At 64.1% G+C, this 21,107-nt stretch carries 19 protein-coding genes; all 19 read right to left on the bottom strand.

Going from position 1 to position 21,107, the window contains the following annotated elements; translation table 11 throughout:
* Nucleotides 1–48: 48 nt before the first annotated feature.
* Nucleotides 49–1,515 carry an SGNH/GDSL hydrolase family protein gene (locus tag B9A95_RS14725; RefSeq protein WP_084048010.1) on the bottom strand — a complete coding sequence of 489 codons (1,467 nt, stop codon included), beginning with the start codon at nucleotides 1,513–1,515 and terminating at the stop codon, nucleotides 49–51.
* Nucleotides 1,515–2,366 carry a hypothetical protein gene (locus B9A95_RS14720; RefSeq protein WP_084048009.1) on the bottom strand — a complete coding sequence of 284 codons (852 nt, stop codon included), beginning with the start codon at nucleotides 2,364–2,366 and terminating at the stop codon, nucleotides 1,515–1,517. Before B9A95_RS14720 ends, B9A95_RS14725 begins: the two co-directional genes overlap by 1 nt.
* Nucleotides 2,363–3,799, bottom strand: a complete 1,437-nt coding sequence (locus B9A95_RS14715; RefSeq protein WP_084048008.1) for a hypothetical protein — start codon at nucleotides 3,797–3,799, stop codon at nucleotides 2,363–2,365. Before B9A95_RS14715 ends, B9A95_RS14720 begins: the two co-directional genes overlap by 4 nt.
* 13 nt (nucleotides 3,800–3,812) lie before the next feature.
* Complete coding sequence (locus B9A95_RS14710; protein ID WP_170928657.1) at nucleotides 3,813–11,987, bottom strand: phage tail tape measure protein; 8,175 nt, start codon at nucleotides 11,985–11,987, stop codon at nucleotides 3,813–3,815.
* A gap of 111 nt (nucleotides 11,988–12,098) precedes the next feature.
* Nucleotides 12,099–12,668, bottom strand: coding sequence for a hypothetical protein (locus B9A95_RS32315; RefSeq protein ID WP_139806804.1), 570 nt, complete (start codon nucleotides 12,666–12,668; stop codon nucleotides 12,099–12,101).
* 51 nt (nucleotides 12,669–12,719) lie between these two features.
* On the bottom strand, nucleotides 12,720–13,205 hold the full coding sequence (locus tag B9A95_RS14705; protein ID WP_084048006.1) for a hypothetical protein: 486 nt from the start codon (nucleotides 13,203–13,205) through the stop codon (nucleotides 12,720–12,722).
* The gene (locus B9A95_RS14700) at nucleotides 13,180–13,509 is read right to left on the bottom strand and encodes a hypothetical protein (RefSeq protein ID WP_084048005.1); all 330 of its coding nucleotides are present in this window, start codon (nucleotides 13,507–13,509) and stop codon (nucleotides 13,180–13,182) included. The genes B9A95_RS14705 and B9A95_RS14700 overlap by 26 nt, the downstream gene beginning before the upstream one ends.
* Nucleotides 13,506–13,724, bottom strand: a complete 219-nt coding sequence (locus B9A95_RS14695; protein ID WP_084048004.1) for a hypothetical protein — start codon at nucleotides 13,722–13,724, stop codon at nucleotides 13,506–13,508. Before B9A95_RS14695 ends, B9A95_RS14700 begins: the two co-directional genes overlap by 4 nt.
* Before the next feature lie 9 nt (nucleotides 13,725–13,733).
* Nucleotides 13,734–14,201, bottom strand: a complete 468-nt coding sequence (locus tag B9A95_RS14690) for a hypothetical protein (RefSeq protein ID WP_084048003.1) — start codon at nucleotides 14,199–14,201, stop codon at nucleotides 13,734–13,736.
* A 2-nt stretch (nucleotides 14,202–14,203) separates the two neighbouring features.
* Nucleotides 14,204–14,422 (bottom strand): hypothetical protein, encoded by a 219-nt coding sequence (locus B9A95_RS14685; protein WP_084048002.1) that lies wholly within the window; start codon nucleotides 14,420–14,422, stop codon nucleotides 14,204–14,206.
* A gap of 23 nt (nucleotides 14,423–14,445) precedes the next feature.
* Nucleotides 14,446–14,829: a hypothetical protein gene (locus tag B9A95_RS14680; protein WP_084048001.1), complete on the bottom strand. Its 384-nt coding sequence runs from the start codon at nucleotides 14,827–14,829 to the stop codon at nucleotides 14,446–14,448.
* The gene (locus tag B9A95_RS14675; protein WP_084048000.1) at nucleotides 14,826–15,203 is read right to left on the bottom strand and encodes a hypothetical protein; all 378 of its coding nucleotides are present in this window, start codon (nucleotides 15,201–15,203) and stop codon (nucleotides 14,826–14,828) included. The genes B9A95_RS14680 and B9A95_RS14675 overlap by 4 nt, the downstream gene beginning before the upstream one ends.
* Nucleotides 15,200–15,586 carry a hypothetical protein gene (locus tag B9A95_RS14670; RefSeq protein WP_084047999.1) on the bottom strand — a complete coding sequence of 129 codons (387 nt, stop codon included), beginning with the start codon at nucleotides 15,584–15,586 and terminating at the stop codon, nucleotides 15,200–15,202. Before B9A95_RS14670 ends, B9A95_RS14675 begins: the two co-directional genes overlap by 4 nt.
* Nucleotides 15,583–15,993 (bottom strand): hypothetical protein, encoded by a 411-nt coding sequence (locus B9A95_RS14665; protein ID WP_084047998.1) that lies wholly within the window; start codon nucleotides 15,991–15,993, stop codon nucleotides 15,583–15,585. The genes B9A95_RS14670 and B9A95_RS14665 overlap by 4 nt, the downstream gene beginning before the upstream one ends.
* A gap of 3 nt (nucleotides 15,994–15,996) precedes the next feature.
* Nucleotides 15,997–16,344 (bottom strand): hypothetical protein, encoded by a 348-nt coding sequence (locus B9A95_RS14660; protein WP_084047997.1) that lies wholly within the window; start codon nucleotides 16,342–16,344, stop codon nucleotides 15,997–15,999.
* 57 nt (nucleotides 16,345–16,401) lie between these two features.
* Nucleotides 16,402–17,622 (bottom strand): phage major capsid protein, encoded by a 1,221-nt coding sequence (locus B9A95_RS14655; RefSeq protein ID WP_084047996.1) that lies wholly within the window; start codon nucleotides 17,620–17,622, stop codon nucleotides 16,402–16,404.
* Between the two features lie 76 nt (nucleotides 17,623–17,698).
* Nucleotides 17,699–18,094 (bottom strand): hypothetical protein, encoded by a 396-nt coding sequence (locus B9A95_RS14650; RefSeq protein ID WP_084047995.1) that lies wholly within the window; start codon nucleotides 18,092–18,094, stop codon nucleotides 17,699–17,701.
* Nucleotides 18,095–18,144: 50 nt separating this feature from the next.
* The gene (locus B9A95_RS14645; RefSeq protein WP_084047994.1) at nucleotides 18,145–19,677 is read right to left on the bottom strand and encodes a S49 family peptidase; all 1,533 of its coding nucleotides are present in this window, start codon (nucleotides 19,675–19,677) and stop codon (nucleotides 18,145–18,147) included.
* On the bottom strand, nucleotides 19,646–21,106 hold the full coding sequence (locus tag B9A95_RS14640; RefSeq protein ID WP_084047993.1) for a hypothetical protein: 1,461 nt from the start codon (nucleotides 21,104–21,106) through the stop codon (nucleotides 19,646–19,648). Before B9A95_RS14640 ends, B9A95_RS14645 begins: the two co-directional genes overlap by 32 nt.
* Nucleotide 21,107 lies beyond the last annotated feature (1 nt).

The following is a 21,107-nucleotide window of genomic DNA, read 5'->3' as shown; positions in this document are numbered from 1 at the left end:
CGCAAAAGCCCCAGCCGGTGAGGACTGAGGCAGAGAGAAGGGACGGGGTTACTGGGCGTTGACGGCCTTGACCAGGCGTGTGCCCGGCCCGATGGTGGAGACGCCGAAAGCATCAGCGACGAGGGAATCGTCCGTGTGCGTGTACGTCGCCGCAGCAGGGCGGATGCCGCTTGCATCCCACATCCGCACCTCGATCTGTCCCCCAGCGCGCAGCACCTCCAGCCACACGTCATCGCTGGGGATGTCCGGGCCGTTCGAACCGATCCAGAACGCGACGTTGGAGCCTTGAACGATGCCGCAATCCAGGCGAGCGACGGGGTTCGCCGACGCTTTGTAGAGCCAGGCGCAGATCGCCCGGTTGTCGGAGAGCTGGTGGAAGGCCCGCAGCATGATGCCGTTGCCCGCCGCCGCAAGGAAGTTGGCAGTGGTGAGCCGCATGGCCACTCGCGTCACGCCCACTGGAAGAGGGTGCAGGACGCCTCTGGGTTGCGTATCGAACGGCGCAGCCACGTCCAACCCGGAGGCGGTCACCGTCCCCGATTCGCCGTACACAACCCACCCATCCTGCCCGGAGAGGTTGCCCGGCGTAAGCGTGCTGAACGTGCGGCTGTAGTTGGGAGCTGGTGGGGGCAGCACAGTCCCAACGGTCCCAGCGGCATGCATGGCCACGTACTGCCCCATCAGCGTGTGCCCGGCGAGCGTGGGGTGCAACTGGTCTGCCCCCATCATCCCTGCAGCCCGGAGTCCGTCTGCCAAATCCCGCCCGACGTCGATCAGTTCCGCCCGGCCGGGATACTCCCGAGCGAGCTGGGCGGCCACGTCGCGCACGGCCTGCCGCGCCTGTTCCATCGTGTACCCAGCGCTGTTTCGCGTCCCCTCGGCAATGTCGCCACGCCAGCTCGGCGTGAGGAGGTGCAGGAAGCAAGGGCCACGCTCCAACACGCCACGCCCGATGGTCAGCAGTGCGCCGTAAATCGTACCGGGGTCCGTGCTGCCGGGTGCCCCCAGGGGAAGGGACAGCGTGTAATCGTTGGTGCTGCCCATCAGCGGGACGTGGCCGCTGAAACCGAGTGGGACGGCCGCCGGCCAGCGGTCCACCATCGGGTTACTGCTGCCTGTCCCGTTGGCAAGCGTTGAGCCGTTGATACCGGCATTTGCTGCCACGGTGTAGCCGCGCAACGCTGCGAATTTGGCGAGCCAGGAATTAGCAGGGCCGCCCACCTGGTCCCCGTACATGAGGCTGTCTCCCAGCCCCCTGGCCTCCGCGCTGCCGCTCCATGAGCCGGGGGTGGAACTGATGACCAGCTTGCCCATGTCCGGGTCCTCTTCCAGCGTGATGCCCGCGCCTGCCTGAATGTCGCTCACCTGCCCTACTGGGCTGGTAATGGTTGGCGTGGTGTTGCTGGTGACGTACAGGGTCACCGGCTCCCCAGACGCGGCCTGCACGAAGTAGAGGGCGTTCGCCACCAGAACGCTGGGCAGCTCGGTTACTGCAAAGAACTTGACGGCCTGCATTACCACTCCTTTTCCTGCCACACGAGGCCAGCGCCCTCTGGCGGCTCAATGTCGGGCGTACCGAACGCAGGTTCCCGGTACCGGACCTGCACGCCACTCGCGCCGGTCACCGTGATCGTTGAGCCGCCAGGTGCGATCCGTGGGTAACGGCCCCGCACGTCTGCAAGCTCGCCATTGTCCTTCGTCTCGCCGTCCGCACGGCCACTGTCTGCCGTGATGACGTGCCCGGCGGTGGTGTTGATCGTGAGGGTGCGCGTGCCGTCGCTGATCGTCACTACCGGGCCAGTGGCCGTGCAGGTGATGTAGGGATAGGCAGGCTCGGCGGCGCCGTTCGGGCACACCGCTGGGTTGCCGTTGATGACACGCAACGTGGAGAGCCAGGCGTGCGAGTCGAGAGCCGAGAAGGTAAAAGACAGCTTGAGCAGGCTTCCCAACCTCTGCCGCTTCACGACAGCCTTACTGACCCAGCCGTCGTATTCCTCGCTGGTCACCGTGTCACGAATGCGCTGGAAAGGGAGAGAGTTTCGAGCAGCGGCCAGAAAAGCCCGCTTCCAGGCCACCGCTAGCGCTTCCGTGCCGAACTCCAACAAACCGTTGATGCTGGCCGCTTCCGTCCCGAAGTTCAACACCAGCGGCTTCCACATCCCAAACCCTGCCCGTACCCCACCGGGACTCGCTGGGGCTTGGTGCAGGGCGTCCCCACTCTCCAATGATTCATCCTCCTGCGCGATGAAGGCCGGGAGTGGGAAGGCGCCGGTGCTGCTGACCAACTCGTACCGCCCGCTGGGGAGTCCGAAGACCAGGGGGCGGCCGTTGTCCAGTCCGAAGGTGGGCACAGGGGGAGCGGTCATGATGCCTCCAGTCGACTCAGCCGTCGGTTCAAGTCCTCCGCTGTCAGCCGTGACTGCTGCGCGGCGTTGTACCGGCTCTTGCTGCCCCCCGTGATGACGGTCTGAAACCGGCCATCCGAGAGCGTGTACTTCCCGCTGTAATCGATCAGCAGCACGTCCTCTCCGTCGCCGTACCGGTACCGGCCTCGCCCGCCCACCGGCACGAATGCGTCAGGGAGTGTCGCGGTGGCCCTAAGGGTGGGCCCGTATTTTTCGAGGAACAGGTTCTGCGCAGCCTCGCGCAGTGCATTGAGTCGCGTGACAGTGCCGGTCAGCGTTCCAGGCTGGTAGGTGCTCCCATCCACCTGCCACGTCCCCTGCTTCGGCGTGTTGACCTGGTAGGCGTTGCGGACCTGGATGTGGGTGGTGTCCACCGGCAGCGGGTTCTCAATCACGAGGCGCACCTCATCCGTAGTGGAGGCCGTGAGGTAGGCGTTGCGAATCAGCGTGGGTGCGCCGCCCGGCGTCGTGGCGTAGAACTCATACAGAACAGGGGCTGAGCCGGCCGCCCCTGCATCGGGCGGAAGCACATACAGGAACTCGGGGTAATCGTCCTGCCCATAGGGCGTGCCACCCAGGGCGAACAGGCCCGGCATGGACCCGTCTGGCGTGAGGGTGATGGGGATGCGCTGGGTCAGCCCGGACAGGTCCTCTGTCTCTTCCAGCGGCCCATCCCGGGCGAGGCTGGCCGCCTCTTCGTAGATCACCTGGGGCGCGCGCTCGAAGCCCGTGGTGACGAAGAGACGGTTCGCCAGCTGCGCCTCTCGCGGCTCGAAGGCCCCGAGGCCCAGGGTCCGCACCGGGTCCAATGGACGCCTGCCCATGACAAACTTGCCGTCTGCCCGGAAGCCAAACGCGATGCCGCCGCCCAACAGATCCGAGAACCGCCGGGCCAGGGCGTCAAGCTTCACGTTCGTTTCTTCCACCGTCCAGTCCTGCACGGTGACGCTGGGATCGTCAGGCACCAGGACGTTGCCCGCACCCAACTTCGTTTCCAGCACCTCCTTTACCTTCGGCCAGAACTGCCCGCTGTAGTTGCTGATCGGCACCGTTGGGAACACCACCTTCGCCAGCCGGTAATGCCCCTGCACCTCGAAGGCATCCTCGGCGCTGCCCAGCCCGGGCAGCTTGCTCACGCGGCCGGTGTACACCGGGTCCGCTGCACCGTTCAGGTACAGCGCCACCGTATCCAGCAACGCCGCGCTGAACGGCGGCACATCCGGGCCGCGCACGGTCGTGAAGTTCATGCCCCAGCACGTTGGGCCGAACGGGCTGGCCCGCAACTCAAAGTCCAGGGCCTTAAGCCGGGAGGCGCGCGCGTCGCTGGAAAGCGAATCCCGCACCACCTGGGTGCGGGCCTGATAGATCACGAGTTGCCAGCTGTCCACGTCCATCTCTCACCCCCTCTCAATCGAATCCATCGGTGTAAGCGTTGCCCGAGCCCGCCAGAGACAACCCGCTGGGCAGTCCCACTTGTGTGACGATGACGTCCAACTTCGTCGCCAGTTGTTCGCTGTTCTGCTGCGTGGCCGTCGTGTTTTTCTCAGTAGCCGCCGCATTCTTGTCCAGCGCCTCCTTCACGAAGCCGAACTGCTGGAAGAAGGGCAGGAAGGTCTGTCCAAGGTCCATCAGCTGCGGAAGTGCCAGCTCAAAACCCCCCTTCAGGTTGCCCAGCGCCAGCAGGTCATCCGCCTTGTCCGGGGTCAGGAAGGCCGCCGCCACGCTGTCTGCCAGCGGCTTCAGCTCCGCCCGCACGATGTCCGAAGCCAGCCCCATCACGAGGCCAGTGACGGTGGACTCGAACACCTGCTTCTGTAGGTTTGCCCCGAACCCTGACAGGTCCCCGTTCTTCAAGCCGTCCAGTAGGCCACGCCCCGCCGCATCGGCCCAGTTCCCCAGCAACTCATCCCGCTGCTTGTTCTTCGCATCGGCTTCCTGCTGACTAAATTTCGCGTTGATGGCTGCGATCTCTTCAGCCGTCAGACCTGCCACAGCGAGCGCCGTTTCCTTCTCCCGCTTGAGGCGGTCCAACGTCATCTGCAGGAGCTGCGCCTGGTACGCCTGAGTCAGCACGGTGCCGTTGCGGTACTGGCCTTCTAGGGCGGCCTGGGCCACATCGGCTTGGGTGCTGGCCAGGGTCCGGGCACGCTCGGCCTCGGCGCGGTCAAACTCCGCCTGTGCCGCCAGCCCTTCCAAGTTGTACCGTGCGCGAATTTTGGCCTTTTCCTCCTCAGTCAAACCGCTCACAGCAAGCTCGGCCTCCAGTTCAGCTTTGATGCGGGCCAGTGTGATTTTGAGTTTCTCGCCCTCGTACTTGGCTGTACTCAACAGCCCGGCCTTGTACTGGAGATCCAGGGCTTTTTCCGCGTCATTCCGAGCCTTCTCAGCCAGACCCTCACCGTAACCGGGGAGTCCGGAGAGCACGCCCCGAGCTTCAGCCCTAAGCCGTCCGAGTTCCAGGCGCAGGGCCGCGAGTTGCGAGGCCCCGTCCCCACCGGCTGCCCGCGCATCTGCGTAGGCCTTGATCAGGTCCTGAAGTTTGGAAGCCTTCACCATGGCTTCGATGGCCGCATGGGCCACGAATTCATTCAGGCTCTTGTCCATCGCTTTCTGCACCCCGGTCCAGTCCCCAGAGCCAAAGGCATCCATCAGGGCCGAAGTGAAGGTGTTGCTGATCGTGCCGGCCAGGTCGTTGAAGATCTCGGCGGCACGGGTCTTGAGCTTGGCTGCTTCATCTTCCAGCACCTGGGGCGCTCCACCGAACAGGTCCCAGCCCAGACGCTGATACCACCTGCTGTCAGCGAGCTTCTGACGGTTGATGGCGTCCTGATTGAGTGCGGTTGCGTATGGGTTTTTGAACATCCCCACGCTCTCCTGCGCGACTTTCTTCTCTGCCTCGGCCACTTCCAACAAGCCCTTCTTCCAGGCTTTCAGGCCAGGGGACAGAGACGCAATGTTCTCCCCGATGTTCAGGATGCCCTCGATGCTGGTGAACACGGCCCCCGCGATGTCCCCCTGCATCGCCTGCGACGTCGCTTTCAGGTTCATTGATATGTAATCGGTGGCAATGCTGGCGTAGTTCGCCTGATCATCGGTGAACTTCCGAAAGATGGATCCGGCGTGGTCGATGTACCCGGCCAGCTTGTCGAACTCGGAACCCAGCTTTGCCAGTTCCTGCTTTGTCGCCTCTTGGCGGCTCAGTTCCTTGAATTTGGCAATGAGGCCTTCCAGGGCCTTCTGATCCAACCCTGCTGCACCTCGCAAGGCTTCCAAGCTCTTGATGGTGTCGGCAAAAGGAGCCTTCGTCTTGCCCTGAGCGGTCGCCATCTCATCGCTGGCCGCGCGTAGCTTCTCCTGTGAGTAGGCGGCAGCCGCAGCAGGTGGAACGAGGTCCCGCAGTAGGGCTGCCTGCTCTCGAAAGGCAGCAGCGGCTTCGGGATGATGCGCGGCCTCTGCCGCTTTTGCCTGCCTTTCCAGTATGTCGACCAGGGCGAAGGCTTGCTCCGTGTAGTCCTTTGCTCCCAACGTCCCCGCCTGGTAGGCGTCGGTGAGCTTGAGAACAGCGGTGACTTGATCGGTGAGGGACTGATCGAGGAGGCCTAGGGCCAGTTGGGCGTCTGCCTTCTTGCCTTCCTCGTCGAGGACTTTGGCGATCTGAGCCGCCAACAGCTTCTGCTTCTCAACGTTCCCATTCGCTGCCGCCGTCGCCTCAGCCGCTTGGAGCTGGGAGAGGGTCATAGCTTCCAGACTGATCCGGTACACGTCCATCGCTTTCGTTGCCGCGATGCTGTCCCGCGCTTGCTGTTTCTCGGGACTGTCCCCCCGGGCATAACCTCTGTCCGCTTTCAAGACAGGATCAGTGCGCCGCCCTGGCTCCCCTTCCGGTTCGGGCTCCGGGTGGTAGGGGTCTTTCACTTTCGGACGGGGGCCAGTTGAGGCAATGGGCCCACTCGTGGGTACGTCCACCGCCTCACCCCGCCGCTGTGCCCCTGTCAGCTCCGTCCAGGCCGCCCGAGCAGCAGCGTCCCCGGCCAGGGCGTCACGCTGCTTCTTCAGTTCCGTAATGGCAGCAGCCAGCTTGAGGACGCCCCCACCCGCGTTCGCACCGGCCGCGCCCAATTCCTCCATGTCAGCACGGGTGCTGTTCAGCCAGTCGAATGCGGCCCCATAGTCCCCCGTTTCAGCTAGGTCACGCGCCGTCTGAATGGCGTCATCCGCCAGACCCTCGAACAGCTTGCCCTGCGTGTCGAGCACATCCTGCTTCAAACCCTTGAGGGTCTGGGTGATACGCGTGCGCCAGTCATCCCAGGCTTCGTCATCCCCCATGCCGTCCAACAGGCGTTGAAGCATGTCAGTGCCCAGGCCTGCCAGCTGCTCGTTATCCAGCCCGTTCAGGCGCTGCATGAACTCCTGCTGGCTCTTCTCGCTGAAGTCAAACCAGAACGACTCTGCGAACGTCTTTCCGTCTGTACCCAAGAGGAACTGCGCCACATCCTTCGGGCCGCCCTGGAACAGCTTGCGGATCTGAGTCTCCTGTCCCTGTTGTGTCTTGACCTCTTCGTTGCCTTGGTCGAAGGAGGTCTCATTGCCTTGGACAGCATTTTGAATGTCGCGGTACGTCTTCAGCCACGCCTGCATCGTGGCGACATCCTCTTCGCTCATGTCCTCTTTGATCTTTTTGATCTTGGCCTGCACGATGCTGATGCCCTCGCCCACCGACTCCCCCCGCGCAGCAGCGTCCATCAGGTCATCAAGGGTGGTCTCCAGCATCTGAAGGGCCGTCAGAGGGTCCCCTGCCTTCACCAGTTCGTCCGCCAGATCAGAAACACCTTCAGCTGCCGCTTTGTTCGCCGCGCCGCTGCTTTCCAGGTTCTGATTCAGGGCTGCCAGGTGGTCTGAGGTCCGTCGGGCAGTGGTCCCGAAGGCTACGGCTGCCGAATGGGCCGCCTGGATTTCGGGCCGGGCTGTCATCCCCGCCTTCCCAGCCTCCTTCCAATATCCAGCGAGGGTTCGGGCATATTCGACCATGTCCTGAGCCGTGAGCGTGCCCGTATCGACCCTCTTCGCCAGTTCCCGCCGCGCATCAGCGTACTTCTGTACCAAGCCTTCCAGCACCTTCGAGCGGTCTGCATGCCCCTTTGTGACCGCCTGGGTCTGGGTGGACTCACTGCGGGCAACTGCCTCGGCCTCGTCTGCGTAAGCGTCATGCACCTTATCCACCCGCAGGCGTTCGATCTCGGCCAAACGGTCCTGGAGGGCCTGACCTTTGAGGGTAGCCTTCGCCTTCGTGTCCTCACCCTCTGCCCAAACCCGGGCCGCTTCGATGGCAGCGTTGCGGGAACGGGCCGCAAGGGTCTTCTCGGCGTTCACGATGGCTGTGCCCCGTTGTTCGACGATGCGCTGACGTTGGGTGAGATTCTCGCCCGCCGCATCAAGTTCCTCGCCCTGCAACCGCTTCAACTCGGACACCAGGCGCTCGGCATCCTTCACGCGCCCTTCCCGCAACGCTAGGGCGAGGGCCAGTTCCTGCTGGTTCGCCTCCTGCTGATTCGTTTTCCGCTGACGGTCTGCCGTCTGTTGCAGCCCCTCACGTCGCTTCAGCTCGGCGTCGGCAGCCTTCCAGCGGGCCAGGTCACCCACTTGCTGAACCCCGGCCGCCACGATGTCCTTGAGGCGAGCGGCACTCGCCCCGCGGATACTCTTTTCCAGCTTCTCCTGAGCCGCCGCCTCGCGTTGGGCCTGCTGCTCACGGTCGAGGTTCGAGAGCTTCGGATTCTTCTCCAGATCAGCGCGGCGCTCCAATTCCTTTCGAGCGGCCTCCCACTTGGCGAGGCTAACTTCGGCCGTCACACCGCCCTGCACGATGCTTTCCAGTCGGGCCTTCCCCGCGCTACGGATGCTCTTTTCAAGGCCTTCCATCGCCACGCGCTCACGCTGAACAGCCTGATCACGTTGAAGTTCGGTCTGCTCGGGCTTGCGGCTGCGGATCTGATCAACCCGTTTGGTGGCCTCACCTACCAGGTTGAGGAGGCCTGTGTAGCGGTCCGTCTCGCCGTGTAGCCGCTTTTCAGCATCTGCAGCGGCCTGCGCGCTGGTACGCACTTTTTCGAGGATGCCGATCACCTCGGACGCTGGACGCTTAGCGTCGTCCAGGCTCTCGGCGATGTTGAGCTTGCCTTTCAGCTGATCGTAGTCCGCCCCCAGCTTGCTGGCCTCCTGTCCAGCCTTCTTCGTTTCGAGCTGCACGTAAGCCACCGCCTGACCGGCCATGGTGCTGCTGTCCCGGAATTTGTCGAGGTTCACGCTTGCCTTGCCCCATTCTTCCCCACTGGGTGCCGCGCCACCAGGAGCGTACTTCTCCACGAGAGCCACGAGGCGGCGCGCTTCCTTCTCGTACTGTTGCCAGGTCTTCTCGGGGATCAGGGGGGCTGCCCCCGGCAGCGCTGAGGCCCCGTTCACGCCCCAGGCAGGACTATCGATGCCCTGATATTGAATGCTGGTGGGGTTTCGGGGCTTGGTATCGCCCTTCTGGTAGCCCATCAGATGCAGGTGGGTTGCGCTGCCCGCCGTGGTGCCGCTGTTGCCGACACCGCCGATCCGTGTGCCCTGGCCGATGGTGATGGCCTTCTTGCCGCCCTCCTCCAGTGCGCGCAGGATGCCCGCGTCAAACTGGTCCAGGTGGATACCTACCAGCTTGTTGCCGGCGGCGTCCATCAGCTCGAAAATCTTGCCGCTGGTCTTGTTCTCGCGGACGCTCAGCGTGCCCGAGAAGGGGGCGAGAATGGGGGCACCGCGTGGCGCTGCATAGTCGATCCCGTTGTGGACAGCATCAGCACGTACAGCACCGTCATGGTGGTAATCCTTACCCGACACGCCGAAGTCGTTCAGGACCTTTCGCCCCGACATGCCCAGCAGGTCCACAAGGTTCTTTCCATCCACGATCTCAACCCGTACCGCTGCGCCCGTCCCATCCTTCTGTGGACCAATAGGCCGCGCCCGCGTACTGGCCTCGCGCTGAATCTCGGTGAGCATCACGCCGAGACGGCCGATCTCCTGAGCCGTGGTGCGGTCCCGGGCATCCGCAACGTCGTTACGGCCCAGCTTGCGCCACTGCTCGGCGTTTTTCGCACCCACGTTGGCCGCGTACTGCATGTGGCCCAGGATCTCGCGGGCGGCCTTCACTTCTTCGGGCGTCAAGTCTGCCTTCCGTAGACCCACCTGATTGAGCCAGATGCCGAGGTTAAACGTCTCGGCACCGAAGGCGGGCTTGTTGTGGGCCAGTGCGCCGTATTCCTTGTTGATGCTCTGGAGGTTTTGCAGGAACGACGTGGACCAGTTGAGCATCTTCGCCGCCGTGGGAAGAAACGACTGGCCTGCTGTGATCTCGAAATTCTTCAGTGCGGCGTTGAACTGTTCCTGCGCGCCGCGCGTGCCGTTCAGCTTGTCACCTGCCGCCTTGGTGGCACTGCCGTTTTCATCCAGCAACCGAATGCGCTCTTCGAGCCCCTGACTTCCAGCATCTACCAGGATGTTGAAGGCCCTGATCCCATCTGAGCCGAACACGGTCTCTGCCGTCATGGCACGTTGCTCGGGGGTGAGCTTGGCGAACTTCTCGCGCAGCTCGCCGATGACCTGGCCCAATGGCTTGAAGTTGCCTTGGGCGTCGAACGCCGAGAACCCCAGATCATGCAGGGCAGCCGTGGCCTCCTTGCTGTTGGGCGTCAGCGACATAAGGAATGTCTTCAGCGAGGTGCCCGCGTCTGCCGCGCCAATGGCCTTGTCGGTCATCAGGCTGACAGCGGCCGTGAAGGTCAGCAGGTTGACACCCTGACTCTTCGCCGTGGAACCACCAGCGGCGATGGCATCGGTGAAGTTGTCGATTTTGATCGAAGTGCCGTTCACCGCGTTAGTCACGATGTCGGCCACTTTGGCAAGGTCCTTGGCGTCCAGACCGAAGGCCTTCACTGAGGCAGCAGCCACCGAAGCGGCCGTGGCTACGTCGGTGCTGACGGCCTTTGCGAGCGTGAGGCTGCTGATCAGGCCCCCTCCCACGATCTGAGCAGTGCTCAGCCCTGCGCCGCCCAACTCTTCGACACCGCCCGCCGCCGTTGTGGCGTCGATGCCGAGCTTCACCAGATCATTGCTCTGGGTGGCTGTTTTCAACTGCTCCATCTGCCCAGCCGTGGCCTGGGTTGTCGCACCGGCCTTACTCATCGCGGCTTCGTAGTCGGCCGCCGCGTTGAAATTGACTACCAGTGCAGCAGTAACAGCGGTCACACCAGCAGCAACAGCAGTGAAGGCCAGGGCTGTCTTGGCCTCGTTTAGGGCCTGCTGCCGGGCTTCCTCGTCACCCTCGCGTCGGGCCTCTGTGAACGCCTGCACCTGCTCAGCAGCACCTTCCACCGCCCCGCCCAGGGCCTCTGTGGCAACCTCGGTGCTTGCCCCAGCAGTGGCCGCGTCTTGGCTTGCCTTCGCGTTTTCCTTGAGCTGCTTGTTCAGGTCACCCAGGGCTTGTGAGGTACCGGTCAAACGTCCAGCGTCCAGCGCTTCTGAGAGGACCCCTGCGCCCACCCCAGCCAGAGAACCTCCAATTCCTCCACCGCTTATGCCAGCCCCAGCAACATTGAGGCGGGTGCCACTTACCCCCGCCTGAGCTGCATCAGCCAGGCTTTTAGCTGCCGCGCGGGCCTCATCGCCCTGCGAACGAATGCCGGACGCGAACCCAGCCCCTGACATCTTGCCGAGATAGTCCATGACCCGGCTCGGGCTGTGAATGTCCAGCTCGGCCTTAACCGCAGCCTCCACACTGTTGGCCGTGTCCGTTGCCACCCGTTTGACCGTGACCTGCTCGCTCTTCATGCCCTGGACTAGGCCCTCGAAGGTGCTGCGACCCAGATCCTGTGCCGCGTTGGCGCTGGCGGCACGCTTCGCTGCTATCAGTTGAGCGAGTCCCCCGATCAGGTCACCAGCCAGCCCGAACTGACTCAGAGAGGAGTTCAGGCCCTGGGCAATCCCAGCACTGAAGCCGCCCGGTGTCATCCGGCCCTGAGCGGTGTTCACCGTGTTCACGGCCCGGTCCGCTGCCACTCCGTACGCCTCGAACACCTTCCGGTTGTGGTCCACTTCCAGGCCGAGAGCGCGGAAGGCGGCCTTCTGCTGCTCGGCTCGGACTACGAGGGGGCGCATCCCCGCTTCCAGCTGGTCAGCGTCAATCTTCCCCGCACGCCACTGGCGGCGCAATTCGTTGACCTCGGTCCCCAGGGCACGGGCAACAGAGAGTTGAATCTGCTGGGCTGCTGCCTGTTCGCGTGCGGTCCGCTTGCCCTCTTCCGCCTGTTCACGCCACGCCTGCTTTATGCTCTCGGCAGACGCACGGGCACTGCTCCCGGCCTCCTTAAACATGCTGCTGACCTGACGCTGCATGTCGGACGCGGCCTGCTCGGTCTGCTTCAGGGCTTCTTTGACGCTTTTAGTGGCCTGATCTGACCCTTCCGCGCGCAGTTTGACGGTGAGGGTAGTGTTCTGGTCAAGCTTGGCAAGCTGTGCGCGAATATTCGGAAGCGCGTTATCTTCCAGCCGCAAACCGACATCATAAAAGACGCCCCCTACTCGAATCCCGTCAGCCATGTGACACCTCCCCTGGGTAATGAAAAAGCCGCCCGGGAAGGGGCGGCGAAACATTTTAAAGCGACCTTAGTCAGGGAAATACACCCTAATTCCTGTCACTCCTGAGTTACGGTAAGGCCTCAAGAAGCAGTCAACGGCAATCTCTTGCGAAGAAGCGATGTTTCTCCTATCCTCCCCAATTGCTGGGTTCTTAGGATTCTCTTCTACGCCGCCACGCGAACGCATCTGCCGTATTTCCTCATCCTCCTTCAAGGCTCTATCTATATCAAGATTATCAAAGCACTTGTAATACAAATCCCTTCTATATTTAGAACCCATAGCCGATTCAACGAATTGAATGAAATAGTTTAGGCTCTGCTCATCAGGAGGGCTTTGAGGGGTTAGTGTTTCAGCTATAACTACATGGCCACTCTCGCTTGAAGAAATTATGACCTTTGCATTGATTTTTAAGAGCTGATAGCCCGTTTCTTTCAATATTCCCATAGAAATAGAATCATACGAAGAGGTGAATAGCTGTTTACAGCCGTATTTCTGACATAGCAACTTACTCACATTATTTTCTGACGTGCCTAGAAATCCAGAAGCGAGAGCGCTTGAAGCCAGAGTGAACAGGCAGCCGAGCACAAGACGTTGCATATCCCAAAGTACACCGTCCCGGCTTCCCAGGACGGCGTAAACCAGCGGTTGTCAGCCCGGGGCATCTGCTGCTGCCGTCGCCACGATCCGTTCGTAGTAGGGCACCATGGTCACCCACACATCCTCCGGACAGTCGCCCCGTCCCCACCAGGTGCAGATGGCTTGCGCGGCCTCCGGACTCAGGCCAGGAATAGGCGCGGCCGTGCTGGCCGTCTCCCCCTCGCCCCCCAGCAACCCATAAGGCCGGTACGCAAACTCCTGCCACGCCAGCAAGTCGATGGGATTCTGCTGCTCTTCCGGCTTCGGCCCAGCCGCCAAGCGCTCCCGGTCCTCCGGCTGCATCTTGCTGAAGGCATACCGCAGGCCCTGCTGATCCCTGAAGTACCGGACAAAGCCGAACTCTTCCATCAACATGCTGATCTGTTTATCCGTCAGCTTGCCATCCAGGAACCGTTCGACGATCCCCGGGTAAAACGCGCAGATGATGGCGAACGTGCGCGCCGGGGTGAACTCAAGAGGATTCGGCGGCTTGCTCATTCGTCGTCAACTTCAGCCCAATCAACGGGGCCACGCGCTCTAGCACGCGCATCACGGCTTTGTCGCTGAGGTTCGCGTCTAACCACTCCTGATCCACGTCCTTGTGCAGCGGGTCAATCTTCCGCGCATTCAGGATGGCCAGCAGCAACTCCTCGAGGGGCGGGTCACCAGGCAACGCCTTGTAGAGGTCCGCCCGTTCGCGGCGCGTGAAGTCCTGGTCGTTGAACTCGCGGTCCCCCACGCGAAACTGGCCTCGGGGTTCGTTGGTGACTTCCTGCCAGGTGTACTTCTTCTTCGCGGTCACACGGCCTCCACTTGAAGTTTGCCCAGGAAAAATCCCCGTTCCAGACGGGGCATCTCGTATTTGGTTCCATCGTGTTGGAGTCGGGTTCGAGGTCTGACCGGGGAGGCGACGAAAAGGGCCTCCCCGGTCAGCACGCCGTCCCGGATGACCGCGCCGAACACGGTCACGATGGGCTCACCGCGTTTCGTTCGGCGCAGGTGCAGTTCCGGGATCATGGGACGTCCTTAGGGGGTGGGAACGGTGGGCAGCACCGGCGTCACAGGGCCCGTCGTGGTGCCAGCGAACGTGTACTCGGCGATACCACGCGCCGCGCTCACAGGGTTGCCATGGCCGAGCACGAGCTCACCCTGAAAGACCATGCCGTCCTTGCGGGTGTACTTGAACAGCACGTTGCCCGCGCTTCCCAGCTTGTAGGAAGTGGCCAGCATCTTGTTCACCACAGCGTTCGTGGCGGGCGCCGCGGTGCGCACCGTCAGCGTGCCGCTCGCACCGGTCTTCACGGCGAACTGCCACGCATCGTCCGTCCCTTCGGCGTAGGCGTCGTAGGTGGCCGTGTTGGGGCTGATGGTGAGGGTCTGCTCGCCCTTCGTGGGGACGGTCAGGAAGGCGGTGGGGGCCTCACGGAAGGCCAGTTCCAGCTTGTCCTGCGAAGCGCTCTCGGGCGTGTTGGCCTGGAAGGTGGGATCGGGCATGGTTATTTCTCCGTTTCAGGAATGAGAGCCTTGCGAAGGGCCGCCTGGGCTTCTTCTTCCGTCTTGCCATAGGCGTTCGCGCGCACACCCTGGTAGACGGTGCTCACGCGAACGCCGTCACCTTCCGGGGTGCTCTCGAACTCCATGGGCTCAGGAGTTGAGGCCACCTTCTTCGGGGCGGCCTCGGTGGTGCTCTGCTCGGTGTCTTTCTTCGTGGTCATGACAAACCTCCGGGGGAGTGGATTTACGTCTTGAAGTACAGAAGGGTGAAGCGCACCGTGCTGACCCAACGCTTGGTCACGTCGTTCCAGATGGGGCCCACGGTGCTGGATTCGTCCAGGCTGATCACGCTCAGGCCTGGGTGTTCGGTCACGGTGTTCTCGGCCTCGACGATCTGCCTGGTGAGCGCGTCGGCGGGCTTGAAGCCGTCGGTACCGGGGAAGTGCAGGTAAGCGGAGAGGGTCAGCGCCTTGACCGCCTTCTTGCGCCCTTCCTCGGCGTAGAGGGGCTGTGAGTCACTGCTGGGGCCTTGCTCCCAGACCACGTAAGCCTGAGACGGCAGCGGGCTCGGGGCGGCGGCAAAGGCGCGGCCGGGCAAGAGGTCATTGAGGTAATCGGGCAGGTTCATCGGCCCTCCCTCAACGCCGTTTCGATGTCTTGCCGGTGCTGCCGGTCGTGCATGGCGTAGAGGCAGAAGGGGCGCCCACCTGCGCTCTCTTCCACCACGTGCAGCCAGAAGGCGTGATCGGGCGGGTCTTGAATGGCACCGACGTGGGCGGTGGTGCCGTCCACCTCGAAGGCCACGGATTCCAGCAGGTCCCCGAACTGGTAGCTCGGGTACTCGCCTTCCCGTGAACTCTGGTGGGGCAGGTGCGGGTAGTGGCGGCCCGTCCCCTCATCGTCCAGGCTGGCGCGCAAGGCCTCGGTGGCGGCGTTGCCCGCAACGGTGGCCAGACGTTCGAGGTCAGCATCGAGGGCCCTTTCGTTGGTCTCGATCCTCACGAGGTCACCTGTCCAGGAGCGCGCAGGGGCACGATCCACACCACGCCCTGCCCGCCTTCGTCTCGCGCATCCGCTGTCGGGTGGTACGGGGTGCCCTCGTGCGTGAGGTGCCAGCCGGGCGTGTTGACGGGCGCGTCGAAGGGCAGGTAGGCCTCGTAGGACGGGATGGGGAGGCCAGCACCGGCGGCGGAGCGCTGGGTGTACTCGCTGGCGGGCATGAGGATGCCCCGGACGTCAGTGGTGTTGCTGCTACCTGACTCCCCCCACTGGTTGGCGGGGGCAGCAGGCTGCACGATCACGAGATCATGGCCCAGATCCTCGAAGATCTCTTCCAGCTCGGGCCGGGTGAGTTCCTGGATTTCCAAAGTCACGGTGCCGGTCATCGGGAGGCCCCCACCGCGAGAGGCACGATGACGCCAGCTGCGCGCAGATGCCGCCACGCCCGCGTGCGGTATTCGCCAGCACTGACCACAAACCCCGCCGCCTGCGTCTGCACATCTATTGCAGGCTTCTCCAATTCGATGGTGCCCACCTTGATGCGCTTCGCCGCTGCTTTCGCCGTACTGGTGCGTTTGGTGCTGGCGTTGATGCCCGTCGCCACCGAAAGCGCGTAGGCGCACACCGCACGCCGCGCCTCCCGCTCCTGCCGCGAGTTCGCCACCAACACGATGCCCGCCCGCTCCAGCAGAGGTTCTGCCCAGTCCAACGCTTCCTCCACCTGCAGATCAGTCACCTCCGGCGCGTCCGGGGCGTACTCAGCCACATCATCCGGGGACACGGAGAGGGCCACGCCTCACCGCCGGATTTCGGTGAGGTACTTGTTGCGAATCATCGTGTCGGTCCAGTCATCGTTCGGCACCAAGACCGGCTCACCGCCACGGCGCAGCAGTTGCTTGCTCTCCGGGTGGATGTAACTGCCGCTGCCCTTCCCGTCGGTGACCCGCACGCGGATCTTGCTGGAAGTGTCCTCTTCCGCTTCCGCGCTAGTGAATTCGGTCAGCTTGGCGTCGAACGCCGAACGGCCCTCATCTCCCCTCTCAGCGAGGGTAAGCAGCTCGCCAAGCTGCTTTTGGGTCAGGGAGTCGGGGACATCCTGACCATTCGCGGTCTTGATGTCCTTGATCGTGTCTGCTTTTGCCATGGTGCGCTCCTCAGGCCGCAGCTGGCGGCCGGGTGGGGGTGATGATGGGAAGGCTGCTTACTGGCGGGCGATGCCCTGCGCGCTGTCCTCGTAGGGCTTGCCGAAACCGGTGTTGACCGTCTGCACCCACTCCTGCGTCTGGTTCGTGATCCACCGTTGGGTTTCATTGATCTGCGAGCCGTTCTCGATCACCTGCTCGAGCGCACGCGCCGCGTTCCAGCCCATGATGGTCTTGCTGCCATCCAGCACGCTGCCCTTCAGACCCAGCCGCAGGGGCGAACCGTCAGGCATCACGTAGTCACCCGCGCCATACATCGCCAGTTGGTCCGGCGTCAGCTGATTGCCGTTGGCCGGGTACCGTAGGGCCCGCACGCGCTTCACTTCGGTCAGGTCACCCACGAAGCGGTTCAGGTCCAGGCTCTGGTTGTAGGCCACTTCCATGATCCATTCGTCGAGCGCCTGGACGGTCCAGTCCGCGGGCACGTTGGCGGACAGGATGATGCCGTTCCCGTTGCCGTCGCCGTTGAACAGGGTCTTCAAGGCTTCCTTGATCAGGCGCCGGCGCTCGGCTTCATTCAGTTCGCCGATCAGCAGCTGCACCTTATCGATGCGCATGCGGCGCATGACTTCGTAAGTGGCCTTGATACGCGTGCCGTACTTGAAGATGGCCACCGCCCGGTCCGCAGTTTCGATGGTGTATAGGGGCGGTTCAGTGCCTTCCGCCACGCGGCTGGCCTCGCGGTCCTTGTCACGCTCGGCCCGCTTGATGGTGGCCGTCTTGAATTGGTCCGAGTCGATGCCGAACACGATGCTGACCATCTCGTCCAGCGTCAGGACGCGGTTGGGCAGCGGCACACGCTGGTCAACCATGACGCGGGTGTCGGTAGGGAACACCGTGTCGCCGGGCTGCGACGGGTTACTCACGAAGCCGTCGGCGGCGCGAATGCCCAGGCCGCTGAACAACCATTCCTGCGCGAGGGCCGGGAAGAGGACGCTGGCACCTGCGAACGTTGCATCGCGGTTGCTGTCGTCAGCGAACACGTCCAGGGTGTGCGCGTTCAGGCCGGAGAGGCGGATACCGCTGTGGGCCAGGATCTGCTGCACGGGACTGATGCCCGCGCGGGTGGCTTCCTCGCGCATCAGGCCGTCGCCGATGTCTCCACCGAGGTAGAGGTCCATCAGGTGGGCGTTCACGTCCACGAAGGCGCGGCCTCCGGGGCCGGTGCGGGTGGCGTCCTGGATCAGTTCAGCGGTGAGCTGGTTGAGGCTTCGAATCATGCGGGATTCCTCCAGAAGAAGGGCGCGTCACCTCAGGGGTGCGCGCCGGGCGTCAGTTGTGGGCGGACTGGAGGGCTTAAAGGACGTGGAACGCAACGTAGGTCTGGCCGGTGTCCACCTCAGTCCCCAGGACGTGGCAAGGGGTGCCGGAGCCAGCCGCCACGGCCTTCACGCCGCCAGCACCATCGCCGGCGAGATCAGTGAAGCCGGGCGTTACCGCGCCGGTGGCCCGCGCGATGTGGACCAGTCCCGTCCGAACACCGCACACGGCGTCGCGCTCTTTGCTGATGACCAGGCCGAGGATCTTGCCGCCGTCCGCGGGACGGGAGACCGTGCCCGCCACGCCGCTCGGGGCCACGATGTCCCCAAGCTCGACGGTGTCAGTGGTGGCGTAGGTGATCCCCATTTTGGGGTCCTGCCCGCCATAACGAATGCCTTTGCTGCCAACCTTGATGTTTTCCTTGCTGGGCATGGGTGACCTCCGAGGTCAGAGAGTGAGGCGAGGTGTCCGGGCTGCTGCGCTTACCGGCGTCCGTAGAAGGCCCGGGGGGCCGTCTTGGGCTTGTCGCCGCCCCCAGGCTTGCCGAGGGGGCCGCCGGGGAACATGCCGTCGCGCACGCCCTGCAGACGCTCCACTTCCGCCTTCAAGTCGTCGACCTCGGCGTTGGCCCACACGCGCTTCTGACGTTCGGCGGCCTTCTGCCCGGCTTCGTCGTTGCCCTGGGTGGTGATGGTGAGGGAGGCGATCTGCTCGATCAGGCCCGTGCGGTAGGCCGCCCCATCAGCGGCGCGCAGGCGCAGATCCTGAAGGGCCTTGGTGTCGAGTGCGCTGGGCGTGGTACCCGCTTCGACGGCGACGCCCAAGGCGGTGTAAGCGCTGAGGATCACCTGGGTGGAAGCGGCCTGCATCTGGGTGCGCACAAAGGCCTGAAGGCCAGCCGTATCGCTGGGGTCGAACTCGTGGAAGGTGCCGTCAGCGGCTTGGAGTCGGATCTTCACGGTGGATGCCTCCTGTGAGGGTGAGAGGGCGGCAGGTTGGGCGGGCAGTTGAAGGCCCAGGTCCTGAAGGGCGGCCTGGGCAGCGGGAGAGGGTGGCGCAGCGGCAGCAGTCGCAGCAGCCATGAGGTAGTCACCGGGCGGGGCCTGCGCGGCCATGCGCCCCCGTTGGGGTGGGCGCTGCCCGGAGGTGGCGCGGTCGATCTCCTCTTGGAGGGTGCTCACCGCGTCAGCCAACCCGACGGTCACGGCCTGCTGCCCGATCCACGTTCGGCCGCTGCCCCACTTGTCCCGGGCCACCGCTGGACTCACGCCGCGCGCTGCCGCCACGTCACCGATGAACACCTCGAACATGTCGTCGACCATCTCGCGCAGGGTGGCGTCCAGCTGCTCGCCCATCGCCTCGCCGGGGCCGCCCACCGCCTTCCGCTCGCCGGAGCGGTAGTAATGGGCCTTGATGCCGTCCCGCTCCATGGCCTGGCTCACGTCCCGCCACGCCGCGATGATCCCGATGCTGCCCACGGTGGACGTGTGAGCGGCCACGATGCGCGAGGCGGGAGCAATCGCCCAGTAAGCGGCGCTGGCCGTTGACCCATTCGCAACGGCAGTCACGGGCTTCTTGCTGGCCGCGTACTGAACCGCCTCGTACATGGACCGGGTACCGTCCACAGTTCCGCCACCGCTGTCCACGTCGATGATCAGTTCCACGACGTTCGGATCGTCAGCAGCGGCGCGGACTTTGCGAGCGAAGGCCTGGGGGCTGGTGCCGCCCCCGCCGGACATGCGGTCCATCTCGTCTGCCCGGTTGTTGATGGTGCCGTGCAGGGGGATGACGCGCACGGTCTGCGGGGTGTCGGTGCTCTCGCCTGTCCGCTCAGCACCGTAGGGGCGGCTGGCTGCGGCTGTCTCGGCTTCCTGGGCTGTGGGCTTGACCCCTTCCATGTACATGCTCACAACACCGATCACGATGTCCATGTCGGCGGGCAGGATGGCCCAGGGCCGTCCGAAGACGATGGCCGCGATGTGGTCAAGGTTCCGGGTCGTTCTCGGTTGGGGCATTCGGTTCACCTCCTTGCGGTGGATTGGGGTTGGGTTGCGGTGGGGGTAGTGCTGGCTGCGCCTGACGTTTCTTCCAGGCAGCCACCACCTTGTCGGCGTCGAAGCCGTCACGCTCCGCTGCCCAGCGCACGTATTCCTCGCCGTACAGCGCGGTGTAGCGTTCGTCCACCTCCACCTGCGAGAGCGCGGCGGCGGCGTGATCTTTCCGGAAAGGATTGGGCGGTTCCTGGAAGGCGAGGATGGCCCGGGCGGGAACGCCTGCCAATCTCAGGTGCAAGTTCAGGCCGAACTCGATGGTGCGCGTCACAGCCTGACGCAGGCCCATAGCATGAGCGAGCAGGATCGGGTACACGACCTGGGCCAGCGCCTGCGTGGTGCTGTCCATCTTCCCGCGCATGAAGGGCAGCGTGAGCAGACCGGACCAGACCTTGAGGGCGTTCATCTCTTCGAGATCGCTGAGCCCGCCCACGTTGCCGGTCAGCGGCACGGCCTTCATCTCGGTGCCGTCCTCGAAGGCACCGATGCCGAGGTCTCGGGCGGTGGCTGCCATCTGCACGTAAGCCTCGTAGTGGGCGGCCAAGGCTTCCGCGTACCCCGGGTCGTTCTCGTCCTCGAAGTTCAGGTCCTGGGGGCTCTTCGTTGGAATCCCGACGGTGAGGAACACGCCCTGAGCCAGCAGGCGAATCACCTTGTCGATGCCCAGCGTGATGTTGGCCTTGCGCTCCAACTCGCGCAGCGCCGCGATCATGGCGGGCGTACCGAACTCGTCACGGCCCCGCGTGCCGTAGGAGGTGTAACAGAAGGTCTGCGGGCTGAGGGGCGTGGGGTTGTTGATTTGCTGCCAGAACCGTTCGTTGTCGCGCCGCCGGGGGATGAGTTCCTCAGCGGGGACGATCTCCATGCCAAGGACGCCGGTGCGGCCCGGGTTCGGGTACCACTCGGCTCCGAAGCCGCCGCCCTGGTACACCTCGCGCATGCCGTTCGCGGCCAGCTCATGCAGCGGGAGGTGCAGGCGTTCGATCAGGGCATCGATCTCGCGCTCTGCCCGGCTGATGGCACTCTGGCTGCCCTCGAATTCCACGCGGATGCCGGGGGAACCATCGGGGAGCGGTGGAATAGCGAGGGCCACCAGGTCAGCCAGCGCGCCGCCCGCGTCGGCGTCCTCAATGCAGAGGCGTCGGCAGGAGGCGATGGTGTCGAGGCGGTCTCGGTTCTCGTAGGTGGCGAGCGTCCACCATGCGCCGTTGCCGTCACTGGGCACGCGGGAGGTGCGGCCTTTCGGCAGTTCCTTGAGAGCGCGGGTGATCTGCTGCTGGGAGCTGAGGACGGGGGACGCGCGGGCGCGGCGCACGGTGGGCGTGGCCGCCTGAAGGGGTGGCGCGTTGCCCGCGTACTTCTCGGCGAGGACGCGCTGTAGGGGACTGTCCAAG

Origin of the sequence: Deinococcus hopiensis KR-140 (genome assembly GCF_900176165.1) — a bacterium.
Taxonomy (GTDB): Bacteria; Deinococcota; Deinococci; order Deinococcales; family Deinococcaceae; genus Deinococcus; species Deinococcus hopiensis.
This window is presented reverse-complemented; position numbering and strand designations above follow the sequence as displayed.